Origin of the sequence: Heyndrickxia faecalis (assembly GCF_040267745.1) — a bacterium.
Classification (GTDB): Bacteria; Bacillota; Bacilli; order Bacillales; family Bacillaceae_C; genus Weizmannia; species Weizmannia faecalis.
Genome location: NZ_CP158453.1, coordinates 829,693 through 841,731 on the forward strand (window position 1 = coordinate 829,693; position 12,039 = coordinate 841,731).

A 12,039-nucleotide genomic window follows, 5' to 3' on the forward strand; every position below is an offset into this window, starting at 1 on the left:
CGTTATAATTATATATGTCGATATGTTCCCGCCTACCGATAGTGCAAAAAGTGGAGATGACGTGTTTCCGACTACCGATAATGTAAAAGACATCAAACCACCCCGCTCGTTGCACGTGGAGTGTGTGGTATCGATGTCAAGGGTCAGAAATAGGACTATTCACTTAAGGCCATAACAGATGTGAAAGATGTTAAAAGCCAATACGGATTCCTTTTCTGGGTTAATTTGATAAAAATCATTTATGAAACCGGAGGCGCATATGTATGAAATGGTCTGAAGTTCGTGAACATTTTCCAGAACGTTGTGTCTTAGTGGAAGCATTAAAATCCGAAACAAGAGGAAAAGAAAGAATCATCGAGGAAATGTCAGTCATTGATGACTTTGAAAACGGCAATGCAGCATGGAAAGTGTATAAAAAACTACATGTGGAAAATAAAAACCGGGAGTTATACATTTTTCACACGAATAATGAAGAAATAAAGGTAATTGAGCAGCCATATCTAGGAGTGCGAAGAAAAGTATGAAATTTCATATGGTTGATCACTTGCCTTTAGTAGATGTGCCCCAAAAATAAAGTCCTGATCTTTTAAAGTCACACCATCCCTTTCCAAGTGTTTAGAATTTTTTTGAAAAAGTTATGAAAAAGCCAAGGAGAATAACCTCATGGACCGTATAGCAGCTAAAGAAATGTTAATGGATAAATTGACCTTTGATAATAATCATTCTTTTGACGTGATATGGTCTGAGGGGGGCTATCTACAACATGGTTTTGAAAAGGAGCTGTCCCTGTGGAGAATATATTTGAAGGATAAGGGATACATGGCTGTTTCTGAAATCTTATGGCTAGCCGATACAAGGCCAGAGGAATTCTCGCAGTACTAGGTTAATGTATATCCGGAGAATTAGCTATCGGATTATTACAGCCATGTATTTTATATAGCAAAGAAGATAAAACTGAAACCTCAACAATAAACAGTAAAGGAGTGCGATATAATGCTATCTGAAAATAACTCCTCACATAGGAGTGATGAAGAACTTCAGAAGCTCACGTTGGGCAAGCTGAAACCTCATAACTCATACATTACTCTCGTCGAATACGATCCGAACTGGCCTAAACTGTTTGAGCAGGAAGCTGATCGGATTCGTTCCATACTCGGCAACAAAACGCTGCAGATTGAACATGTTGGCTCGACCTCGGTGCCGGGGTTGTGTGCTAAGCCAATTATCGACATGCTACTGGTTGTTGAGGACTATGCTGACGAGCCTTCCTATGTTCCGGTATTGGAATCAGCTGGCTATACATTGCGGATTCGGGAACCTCAGTGGTTCGAACACCGCATGTTCAAAGGACCCGATACGGATATCAACCTGCATGTGTTCAGTTCAGGCACACCTGAGATTGATAGAATGTTACGCTTTCGAGATTGGTTACGGTCTAATGAGAGTGACCGGGAGAAATATGCGCAAGTCAAGCGAAGCTTGGCGAAGAATAAGTGGAGGCATGTCCAGCACTATGCGGATGCCAAAACGTCAATAGTCCAGGAAATCATGGAACGAGCGAATGCTAATATTTATTATCAGAATATTACGATCATACGCAATAATATGAGTCTACTAAACTATGCACAGATAATCGGATGGAAAAATGAATCCTTTGATAATATCGATGGTGAAAGGAGGCTGTGTCTTAGTAGAAGCGTTAAAATCCATAACAAGAGGAAAAGAAAGAATCATCGAGGAAATATCAGTCATTGATCACTTTGAAAACGGCAATGCAGCATGTATAAAATACTGCATGTGGAAAATCAAAACCGGGAGTTATACATTTTTAACACGAATAATGAAGAAATAAAGCCATATCTAGGCGTGCAAAGAAAAGTATGAAATTCCTTAGGCTGCTCACTTGCCTCTAGTATCTGTTGCGATTGAGGATATTAAATTTTTAACAAACAGGCCCTGTTTTCGGGATCATAAACATTCCGATTTCAGGGTCTTTTTTTGTCCAAACGCTGTCATCCCTGCTTTTTCCCGAGGATCCTTTCGTTCTCCCATTTTTTACTTAGTTTTTATATTGACAAACAAAATAATCTGGTATATTATTTACCTTGTTAACAAAAATGAAAACTAAATAAATATCCTTGGAGGTTCTAAAATGAAAAAAGATGAAATTCTGGACAAATTATTGGAAATTACGCATCAGCCATTTCTCATTTTTGTAAATGAAGTAGAAGAAAAAACAGATAATGCTTTTGAAACGTTGAAGTTGTTGGCAGCGGAAGAAAATGTGACAGCGGGCCGCATTTCTGAAGTGCTTGATATTAAGCCGTCAAGTGTGACGCAAATTATCAAGAAACTTGAAGAAGCCGGCACTGCCCGGCGTGAAAAATCCGAGCAAGATTCCCGTGTAACGATTGTAAAAATTACAGATAAAGGCCGTGAAAGCTTAAAAGAGCGCAGTTCCATTTCAACGACGCTAAAAGATGTCCTCTTCCAAGGATTTGCAGAGGACGAGCTTGAAATGTTAGATCAATATCTTGAACGCATGGTTTCCAATATTTCAAGTGAAGCATTTCAGGATAAGCTCCTCGAAGTCTTCAGCAATGATAAACGCTGGGAACTTTTTGGGAAAATGAGTGCCCGTTTCGGTCGTGCACGAGAACAAATGTTGGAACGCAGCGGGTTTGGTGGGTTTGGCGGCCGCGGATTCATGGGCGGCGGATTTGATGGCTGGAAGAAAGGACGTAAAAGATAATGGAAAGAGGATTCGATGGTTCAGTCCGTAAAGATCAAACCAAATTTTCAATTGGACAATTTATAAAACTCATCAAAACGACGCAACCGAAATATCTTTTGCTGGCAATGGGTGTCTTGTTGCTGATTGTTTCATCCGGTATCCAAATTTATGTGCCAAAATTAGCGTCATCTCTTGTCAATCATTTTTCAAAAGGAATTGACTATGGGTTATTAGGGAAAGTCGTAGCACTATTTGTCACTTCAGCCATTGTTTCTGCAGTTGGCGGAACAGTTTTGGGGATTTTTGGAGAAAATGTAATCCAAAACTTGCGGAAAAGCTTGTGGCAAAAATTAACCACTTTGAAAGTGAGCTATTTTGACACTGTCAAGGCTGGTGAAATTTCAAGTCGCCTGGTAAACGATACTGCACAAGTTAAACAATTGCTGGCGGTGACATTTCCACAAACATTAGCGAGCATCATTACAGTTATTGGGACAGTATACATGATGTTCAAGATGGACTGGCACATGACTGCAGCCATGATTGTAGCGGTGCCGGTCGTCGTGATCCTCATGATACCGATTATGGCATTTGGAACGAAAATAGGACATATCCGTCAAGAGGCAATGGCTCAATTTAATGGGATTGCGAGTGAAACATTAAGTGAAATCCGATTGGTAAAAACTTCAAATGCAGAAAAGCAAGCGCAAGTTCGTGCCAATAAAGAAATAAATAAACTGTTTAAAGTTGGGAAAAAAGAAGCGGTCTTTGATGCAACGATGCAACCTATCATGATGATGGTATTTATGAGTATGGTGTTTGGGCTTCTTGCTTATGGGATGCACCGGATTGCAATTGGTGAGATGCAAATCGGCATATTAATGAGCTTCTTGATGTATTTGTTTAACTTGATTGGGGCCATGCCGGTCATTGCAACCTTATTTTCAGAAATGGCAAAGGCTGCCGGTTCAACGCGCCGTGTACAAGAATTGCTTGCTGAAGAACCGGAAGATTTTACGAAAGGCATTGAATTGGATTTGGCTGGTAAAACCTTATCAGTGGAACATGTGGATTTTGCCTACGAAGATGCGCCGGATGAACCCATTCTGAAAGATGTATCCTTTACGGCAAATCCAAATGAAATCATTGCTTTTGCAGGTCCTTCCGGCGGTGGCAAATCGACAATCTTTAGTTTGCTTGAACGTTTCTATGCACCTACAAGCGGATCAATCAAATTTGGAGATGTGAAAATTGAAGAGATCAATTTAACAAATTACCGCAGTCAAATCGGATACGTTTCACAGGATTCTGCGATTATGGCCGGTACAATCCGTGACAATTTGACTTACGGATTAGATGGTACATTTACGGATGAACAACTTTGGAACGTTTTAGATCTAGCCTTTGCACGCAAATTTGTTGAAGAAATGCCTGACAAGCTTGAAACAGAAGTGGGGGAACGCGGTGTGAAAATCTCCGGCGGCCAGCGTCAACGTATTGCCATTGCCCGGGCCTTCTTGCGCAACCCCAAGATTTTAATGCTGGATGAAGCCACTGCCAGTCTTGATAGTGAGTCAGAGATGAAAGTCCAAGAAGCCTTAACAAACTTGATGAAAGGCCGTACGACTTTAGTCATCGCCCACCGCTTGGCAACCATTGTGGACAGCGATAAGATTTACTTTATTGAAAAAGGTGAAGTCACAGGATCAGGTACACATGATGAATTGGTACGTACGCATGAAACGTATGCGAAATATGTGGCTGAACAATTTAAGGTAGACACACCGGCCATGTAAAGGAATGGTCACCATACAGTGTGAAAAATGCTTTTTCAATGGGATAAATTTTTGGGGGATGAAGGATTTAAGAAAATATGGTTTAATGGTACTGGATCTTTGGTGGAGTCTGAAGAAAAGTAAGCCAGTCCTTGGAAGAAAATAGCCATCATGATCCTCCTCCTCCCCAAATTCAAATTTCTCGTTTCAAGAGCATTCGGTCAAAATAAGCCTTTTTCTTTTTTTAGAAATTTATATTTATTTAGCATACAAAACTCGCATTTGAATAACGGATGCATTACAATTGTAATAAGAATAAGAAAAGTCTCATAAATAGAATGAATCATTCAAATTCTGAAGCTGACAATCAATTGGAAAGCCTTCCACCAGTATCTTATCTTGAACAGAGTGAATCACAATAAAAAAGGTAAACTGGGAATTAGACTGGAAGGGGTAGTATAGGGGGCCAATAGTATGATGGAAAAAATAGTGGATGTTTCTTTGCTTGTCGTGGCTGCTGGGTTATTAGTTGTGTGGGCCCGAAAAAAATACTGGGACAGGCAGAAAAGGTAATGACAGGCTGCTCTGTAAAGAAGACAATAGAAGCTGCTACACACTTTCTAAACGTAGTGGTACTCGCGAAGATCCCCCACTTATATTAAGGGGGAGGGTTAATTTGAAATTCGAATAATCAAGCAACCCTATCAATCGTAACGGGAAACGATATGAAGGTCTTCTTACTCATTATGGTTGCTGAACATCATTTAAGTGAAAATGTTGCTTGAATATCCAACAAAACACCACGAAAGGATATGGGTTTCCTTTCACTTTGGATAAAATGATAGATATATAAGCAATTTGAATATTTTAAAAAAGTAAGCATCCAAATGAGCGGATGCTTTTCATTTTGCCAATAAAGATTTCGAGTAAATTGTATACCAGTAATCTAATCAGAAGATCCAAATGAAGGGTATCTGCCCCTTTCCGGAGTATGTCGAAACGCGATAATTTCCGAAAAGCGACATTAGGCATAACGGCGGACAGGATGGCAAAAACATTCAACATCCAAATCATAAAGATTACCTCACAATGGTTTTTTACGATCGAACATCATTCGTCGCACTACGATTTACGGTTCCTTTTATGCCATTCTGAGATTTCTTCAAGTCTTTGTTTGAATCTGGCCTCCGAACCTTGATTTGTCGGATGGTAATACTCGTGGCCTGCTAACGAATCCGGCATCGTCTGCATCGTTGTTAATTTTTCTTCTGTATCATGCGCGTATTTGTATCCTTTTCCGTAATTTAAATCTTTCATCAATTTGGTAGGTGCATTGCGTAAATGGAGGGGAACGGGTTCATTCATTGAGTTCAGTGCATCTTTCTTTGCGCTCATATAAGCTAAATATGCTGAATTAGATTTTGGTGCCAGTGAAAGGTAAATGACAGCTTGGGTTAAGTGTACATTACATTCAGGCATACCAATAAATTGACATGCTTGAAAAACAGATACCGCAATTTCTAAAGCCCGATTGTCGGCTAAACCGATATCTTCACTTGCAAATCTGACCAATCTTCGCGCAATAAACAGCGGATCTTCCCCGGCTTCCAACATCCGTGATAACCAATAGATCGCTGCATTCACATCACTATTTCGCATCGACTTATGCAAGGCGGAAATAATATTATAATGTTCCTCACCATTTTTGTCGTACAATAATGATTTTCTGTTGATCATTTGGGAAAGGTCTTCTTTCCTGATGATGATGGTATCCCCCTGCTTATGCCCATTTAAAACAGCCATTTCCAGCGTGTTCAACGCAGTACGGGCGTCCCCGTCAGAAAATGCTGCAATGGCCAATAAAGTTTGATCATCAATTTCAATCTTTTGAAGGCCATACCCATTGGGATTTACGATGGCCTGTTTTAATAATTCCACGATTTCACTACTCGTTAATTTATGAAGGACAAACACTTTCGTCCTCGATAATAAGGCCGAATTGACTTCAAATGACGGATTTTCAGTGGTTGCGCCGATAAGGATAATGCTGCCATTCTCTACATACGGTAAAAAGGCATCTTGCTGTGCTTTATTAAATCGGTGGATCTCATCGAGAAACAAAATTGTCTTTTCACCCAATTGCCGGCGTTCTTCAGCTTCTTTCATAACGTTTCGAATATCTTTAATCCCACTGGTAACAGCACTAAAATTAATAAATTCCGATTGCGTTTGATTTGCAATAATTTTCGCCAATGTTGTCTTGCCTACGCCGGGGGGTCCCCAGAAAATCATGGAAGAAAGACGGTCATTTTCAATCATTTCTCTAAGCACTTTTCCTTTACCTATCAGGTGCTTTTGTCCAACGAATTCGTCTAAATTTTTGGGACGTACGCGCGTGGCCAAGGGACGGTTTTGGTCATTGTCGTTCTCAAATAAAGAAGTTTGCCTCAAGGTTCTTCCCTCCCGTAAAACATTTTCTCATTACGCTTCTTTTGAATTCCGACCAAAATACCTCACTCAAAGGCTAATTTAAAATAACGTTGATTCGCAAATGTATCGATCTGTTCGAGTTCCAAGCCAATTTGATTCATGCTGTTTTGAGTAACGTCTTGCTTGGTATAGTATAGGCAGATAATATTCACCAAATTGAAAAGGCATACCGTTTTATTATTGGTATAGACCTGAATGACGAAAGTAAAACAGAAGCTTAAAAGAAAAAGATGTGCCCCGAGCAGCAAAAAAGCCAACCACATCTTTAAGATGAATGATATCACCTCTATCTCAAAAATCAAATATGCGTCGAAACTACAAATTTTAGCGGGCTACTTCTTTCTGCAGTTTTGGGAAAGAATGATACCTTCCGAGATTTTGTCTGCTTGGAAAACGACCCTGTCATAGGAATCTCATTTGAAGTTATCCACTATTTTAAAAAAAGGAAAGCCAGTTCGTTCGATTTTTTGAAAAATGCATCAATTATGCTACCTGAAGACCAAAAAATGATTCTATTGACATACCGGATAATATATTTATATAATGTTAAAGGCTGTGGAAATACTTGGCAGGGTTTCCATGCTTTCCGGCAAAATTCCAATAAAAATTGAAAAAGGCAAATTCATCGAAAGGTGAAGACGCAAAGCTAAAGGGACTAAAGTCAGACGACCATGTCAGCCAGTTACCGATTTTACATAAAAAGGGCTAATCGGTAGGGGATTAGTCCTTTTTTCGTTGTGCTGATATCAAATGTGAAGAACTTCATTTAATAAGTAGGAGGAAGCAAAGATGGCACAGTTTCAAGCAGATAACAGTCATAAAGCTTTTATCATTACATTAGGCGGATTTGCCGCAACAGAAAAGGCATCTACGTTTGTAGACGATTTAAAAAAAGAAGTTTCAAAAATAGATGTGAAAAATTATTCGTTAATTGTGGATTCATCCGATTTAAGGACATTTAAGCCTGAAATTTTGCCGGTGCTTGAAAAGAGCTATGCGTTGTATATGAGTTTAGGATTTAAAAAAATCCTGATGATTACACCGAAAAGGGTGACGCCGCGTTTACAGCTGAAGAGAATCGCGAAAAAAGTGAATTTTACGGGTGAATTTATCAATAGTTTACAAGCGGGATTGGAACTTTCACGTTAAAAACAGCTTGAAGGAGTTAAGTAAAAATGGATTCGAGTGTGACAATAAGAGAAGTCTCTGTCTATCATCCTGAAAAGGTGCGCCATAACGATTATTACCTGGCCCATTTTCGCCAGCAAGGAAAAGATATTACAAGACTTTTGCAAGCGCTTGGCAGAGAAAACAGATACATAGCAGATTATAAAACTGAAACCACTTTAACAATGGCGGTGGAAGCATCAAAGAAAGTGCTGGAAAAAAGCGGGTTGGCCGGCCGGGATCTCGATATGATTGTATTTGTATCAGGGACACCTGAATACTTTTGGCCACCGAATGCGGTTGCCATTCATCAATCTTTGGGCGGAAAAGAAGAAGCTGTTGTTTATGATATGAATGCGGCATGTGTCGGAATGGTGGTAGCAGTGGATCAAGTAAGCCGCAATATGCTCGCAAATCCGCATATCAAGCGTGCGCTTGTCGTGGGCTCCGAGCAAATGCACCGCTTTGCAAACGAGGGGGATGCGGTTACATATGCCAGTTTCGGAGACGGGGCCGCTGCAGTATTGCTGGAAAAAAGCCATCATGTTAAAACAGGGTTTATCGACTCAGCCTATCAAGTGAACACAGAATCAATTGATAAAATTACTTTTCCGGCTTGTGGCGTATCCCAACTGGTTGAGGGAAAAGCCGAACAAAAGAATAGAAAAATAAAATGGGAGAATGTAAACAATGACAATGCTTTTCTGTCTACTGCCGCGCTTGTTGAAAAATTGCTCAGCCGGAATCATTTAACCGCGAAGGATATTCAGGCTTTTTGCTTTTCCCAATTGTCACGGAAAAATATATACAAAATCCAGGAAATCTTCAAAGAAGACATAAGCAAGTTCCCAATTGTGGGCACGGAATATGGCTATACAGGAGCCGCTAGCCCGTTTATGGCTTTTGAACGAGCTGTAAGCACCGGCCGGATAACGAGGGGCAGCTATGCCATATTTTGGTCGGTTGGTGCGGGAACTTCTGCTTGTGCCATGTTGTATAAACATTAAATGTATTGAATCTGTTTCAAATGAAGGGAGCCGTACCATGGGAATTAAAAAATTGTCCAAAGCCATTACAATGGGCCAAATCAAAACCGTTATCCTGCCTTATATTCTCATTGGCATTTTGTTGGTTGGCAGCATGTTCATCATCCCCCAATACTTAACCATTTGGTTTGTGTCTGTTGCCGCAATCCTTTATCTTGGTGTAGGTTTATGGTCATCTTTCCGGTTAACCGGGAAGTTATTAAAAATGAAGCAATACGCTTCCAGCCTGGAGTCGGGAAACCTGGCTGAATCGCTGGAAATTTTAGGTGCAGATGAATTTGGCACGATCTCTAACTTCTTAAATAATGCAACAAGCAATATGCGAAATCTGGTTGGAGATTTAAAAAAAGGAATAGAGCGTGTAGATTCCAATTCAGATGAATTATCGGCAACCATGACGGAACTGTTTTATGTGATGGAAGATGTGAAAGAAACGATAAATGAGATGGAACATGGCGCAATGGAACTAAGTGCAAGTACGCAGCAAATTGGCGCATCTGCTGAACAAATTGAAAGTTCAACGAAGAAATTAGCAGAAAAAGCAAATGAAGGAAAAAACATCGCGCAGGAAATTAAGAAACGCGGGACAAAAGTAAGAGAGGAAGCAACTGAGTCTGCAGGCTCTTCCAATCAAATCTATACGGAAAAAGCGGAAAATATTTTGAAATCCATTCAACAAGCGAAAATCGTCGAGGAAATCAAAATGTTGGCTGATACGATTGGAGACATTGCGAATCAGACCAATCTCCTTGCCTTAAATGCATCGATCGAAGCGGCAAGGGCAGGGGAAGCAGGAAAAGGTTTCTCAGTAGTCGCTCAAGAAATCAGAAAGCTGGCTGAACAATCCACCCAATCGGTTGAAAATATCCGGGTGGTCACTAGCCAGGTCCAGCAAGCCTTTTCAAACCTTATTCATCATTCAAAAGAAATTCTGGACTATGTAGACACTAAAGTGAATCCCGATTATGAAAAAATGGTCCGTATAGGGGAACAGTATGAACACGATGCGGAATTTTTAGACCGTATGTCGCTTGAAATCGCCCAGGCTTCGAATGACATGGCAAACGCAATTGAGGAAGTCAACAAGGCGATACAACATGTATCTTCCACAAGCCAGCAATCCGCTGCGGGTACGGAGGAAATGTCATTTAATATTTCCGAAGTGTCACTGGCAATGAAAGAAACGGCAGAAATGGTAGACCACCAGCATCAATTAGCCCATAAAATAAATGAGTCTCTCCAGAAGTTTAGTTTATAAATAGCAAGTTTCAGCTTATGAAAGAAGTCATGCTGCAGCACGAGGATAAACAGGAAAATTCCGGTTTGTCCCCATGCTGTTTATCGTTAAACACTGCCCTTGTTTTTGCTATATAAAATGAACTTAAGTTTTTGCACTGAGACAAGGTCATCCATTTGCATGATGATTCCTTTTTGCAGCCGGCAACAAAGTAGCAATGTTTAGTTCATTTTATGTATGCTACAAATTTTAATTCCGAAATCCCCGGTTCATTGCATCCCCGCACATTACCAAAGGGCAGGACAGCCAAACCTGATTCATGAATCCCCGCCATTCGGGAAAACTGTTTAATACAGTTCGCATGAATGGGGGAAACGTGATGCCTGAATTGCCGGAAATGGAGACCTATAAAACATGGCTGGCGTCATTGATTGGCGGCCGGACCATTACAAATGCCATGATTCAGCGGGAAAAATCGATAAATATACCTGCCGGCAAGTTTATAAAGGCAGTGGCCAATCAGAAGATCAAATCGATTTCAAGACGCGCAAAGTATTTAATTTTTCAGCTCGAAAATGGTTCGTGCCTGCTTCTGCATCTAATGCTCGGCGGATGGATGTTTTTTGGCAAAGAGGAAGACAAACCGGACCGGACAATACAAGTCCAACTTTCTTTTGGAGACCGGCACTTGTTTTTCATTGGTTTTCGTTTAGGATACCTGCATCTATTAACACCGGAAGCGGTTCAGACGGCGTTTGAAAAAATCGGCCCCGAACTGCTTGATCCCCATTTTACATTAGCTGCTTTTCAACAACGGATGCAACAAAGAAGAGGCATTCTTAAAACAGTACTAACCAATCAAGAAGTGCTGGCCGGGATTGGAAACCGGTATTCCGATGAAATGCTATGGCACGCGCAGTTGCGGCCGGATCAAAAAGCAGGTCATCTTGACAATCAGCAACTCGCCCGTTTGTATGAGTCGATCCGGTTTATCCTTCATAAAGGGATTGAGCAGGGAGGTTATATGGAACATCCGCTGCACGTGGGAGATGGCAAAACGGGACGCTATCAAATGTACGTTCACGGCAGAGAAAATGAGCCATGCCCGCGATGCAGCTCCCCTATTAGGAAAGAAGAAATTTCTTCACATAAGACTTATTTTTGTCCACGTTGTCAGTATTGAAAACGGATCTGCCCCTGCCGCACTTCATTTTCCCAGCTGCCTTTCAGACTTCCCCGGCCTGCAATTTTATAAATTTCCGCTTTCCTACTTGTATGATGAGTCCGTCTGTTACATGAACAGCATCGTGGATATCCTTTACTTTTTCTCCATTTATCCGGATGCCGCCGTTTTGAGTCATTTTTCTGGCTTCACTTTTTGATGGCTGCAGCTTCAATTGTACGAGTAGATCAATGATGTTTATTGTTTTATCTCCGTCCCATAGCATGACCGGGATATGGGCAGGCAATGCTCCTTGTTGAAAAACATTTTTGAAGTTTTCTTCTGCCTGGATTGCCACAGCTTCTCCGTGGTACATGCGGACAATCGTCCTGGCCAGCAGCATTTTGGCATCGCGGGGATGCAGTAGG

10 protein-coding genes, 1 pseudogene and 1 riboswitch are annotated in these 12,039 nt (G+C 40.8%); of the genes and pseudogenes, 9 read left to right on the top strand and 2 right to left on the bottom strand.

What is annotated here, in order from left to right:
- Positions 1-263 precede the first annotated feature (263 nt).
- From ABR335_RS03800 to ABR335_RS03820, 5 genes and pseudogenes are all read left to right on the top strand, one after another.
- Positions 264-524 carry a hypothetical protein gene (locus ABR335_RS03800; RefSeq protein WP_014097262.1) on the top strand — a complete coding sequence of 87 codons (261 nt, stop codon included), beginning with the start codon at positions 264-266 and terminating at the stop codon, positions 522-524.
- Positions 525-663: 139 nt separating this feature from the next.
- Complete coding sequence (locus ABR335_RS03805) at positions 664-882, top strand: hypothetical protein (RefSeq protein WP_014097263.1); 219 nt, start codon at positions 664-666, stop codon at positions 880-882.
- Positions 883-993: 111 nt separating this feature from the next.
- A pseudogene (locus ABR335_RS03810) lies at positions 994-1,566 on the top strand (GrpB family protein); the annotation flags it as partial.
- 586 nt (positions 1,567-2,152) lie between these two features.
- Positions 2,153-2,752, top strand: coding sequence for a MarR family winged helix-turn-helix transcriptional regulator (locus ABR335_RS03815; protein WP_014097266.1), 600 nt, complete (start codon positions 2,153-2,155; stop codon positions 2,750-2,752).
- Positions 2,752-4,530 carry an ABC transporter ATP-binding protein gene (locus ABR335_RS03820; protein ID WP_013860346.1) on the top strand — a complete coding sequence of 593 codons (1,779 nt, stop codon included), beginning with the start codon at positions 2,752-2,754 and terminating at the stop codon, positions 4,528-4,530. Before ABR335_RS03815 ends, ABR335_RS03820 begins: the two co-directional genes overlap by 1 nt.
- A 1,101-nt stretch (positions 4,531-5,631) precedes the next feature.
- On the opposite strand, the gene ABR335_RS03825 is transcribed toward ABR335_RS03820, so the two are convergent.
- A complete protein-coding gene (locus ABR335_RS03825; protein ID WP_013860345.1) occupies positions 5,632-6,960 on the bottom strand; it encodes a replication-associated recombination protein A in 1,329 nt (442 codons plus the stop codon).
- Between the two features lie 644 nt (positions 6,961-7,604).
- Positions 7,605-7,689: riboswitch (cyclic di-GMP riboswitch) on the top strand.
- 99 nt (positions 7,690-7,788) lie between these two features.
- On the opposite strand from ABR335_RS03825, the gene ABR335_RS03830 reads away from it, so the two are divergent.
- From ABR335_RS03830 to mutM, 4 genes are all read left to right on the top strand, one after another.
- Positions 7,789-8,148 (top strand): hypothetical protein, encoded by a 360-nt coding sequence (locus ABR335_RS03830; protein ID WP_013860344.1) that lies wholly within the window; start codon positions 7,789-7,791, stop codon positions 8,146-8,148.
- 26 nt (positions 8,149-8,174) lie between these two features.
- Positions 8,175-9,173, top strand: a complete 999-nt coding sequence (locus ABR335_RS03835) for a 3-oxoacyl-[acyl-carrier-protein] synthase III C-terminal domain-containing protein (RefSeq protein ID WP_014097273.1) — start codon at positions 8,175-8,177, stop codon at positions 9,171-9,173.
- Positions 9,174-9,210: 37 nt separating this feature from the next.
- Positions 9,211-10,470: a methyl-accepting chemotaxis protein gene (locus ABR335_RS03840; RefSeq protein ID WP_017550100.1), complete on the top strand. Its 1,260-nt coding sequence runs from the start codon at positions 9,211-9,213 to the stop codon at positions 10,468-10,470.
- Between the two features lie 358 nt (positions 10,471-10,828).
- Positions 10,829-11,632, top strand: a complete 804-nt coding sequence (mutM, locus tag ABR335_RS03845; RefSeq protein ID WP_328229825.1) for a DNA-formamidopyrimidine glycosylase — start codon at positions 10,829-10,831, stop codon at positions 11,630-11,632.
- Between the two features lie 43 nt (positions 11,633-11,675).
- On the opposite strand, the gene ABR335_RS03850 is transcribed toward mutM, so the two are convergent.
- Positions 11,676-11,987, bottom strand: a complete 312-nt coding sequence (locus tag ABR335_RS03850) for a S4 domain-containing protein (protein WP_225620916.1) — start codon at positions 11,985-11,987, stop codon at positions 11,676-11,678.
- Positions 11,988-12,039: the final 52 nt, after the last annotated feature.

What these genes read in the sequence shown, in the direction of transcription:
- ABR335_RS03800 (WP_014097262.1), top strand. Translation starts at nt 264, where the DNA reads ATGAAATGGTCTGAAGTTCGTGAACATTTTCCAGAACGTTGTGTCTTA.
- ABR335_RS03805 (WP_014097263.1), top strand. Translation starts at nt 664, where the DNA reads ATGGACCGTATAGCAGCTAAAGAAATGTTAATGGATAAATTGACCTTT.
- ABR335_RS03815 (WP_014097266.1), top strand. Translation starts at nt 2,153, where the DNA reads ATGAAAAAAGATGAAATTCTGGACAAATTATTGGAAATTACGCATCAG.
- ABR335_RS03820 (WP_013860346.1), top strand. Translation starts at nt 2,752, where the DNA reads ATGGAAAGAGGATTCGATGGTTCAGTCCGTAAAGATCAAACCAAATTT.
- ABR335_RS03830 (WP_013860344.1), top strand. Translation starts at nt 7,789, where the DNA reads ATGGCACAGTTTCAAGCAGATAACAGTCATAAAGCTTTTATCATTACA.
- ABR335_RS03835 (WP_014097273.1), top strand. Translation starts at nt 8,175, where the DNA reads ATGGATTCGAGTGTGACAATAAGAGAAGTCTCTGTCTATCATCCTGAA.
- ABR335_RS03840 (WP_017550100.1), top strand. Translation starts at nt 9,211, where the DNA reads ATGGGAATTAAAAAATTGTCCAAAGCCATTACAATGGGCCAAATCAAA.
- mutM (WP_328229825.1), top strand. Translation starts at nt 10,829, where the DNA reads ATGCCTGAATTGCCGGAAATGGAGACCTATAAAACATGGCTGGCGTCA.
- ABR335_RS03850 (WP_225620916.1), bottom strand. Translation starts at nt 11,987, where the DNA reads ATGTACCACGGAGAAGCTGTGGCAATCCAGGCAGAAGAAAACTTCAAA.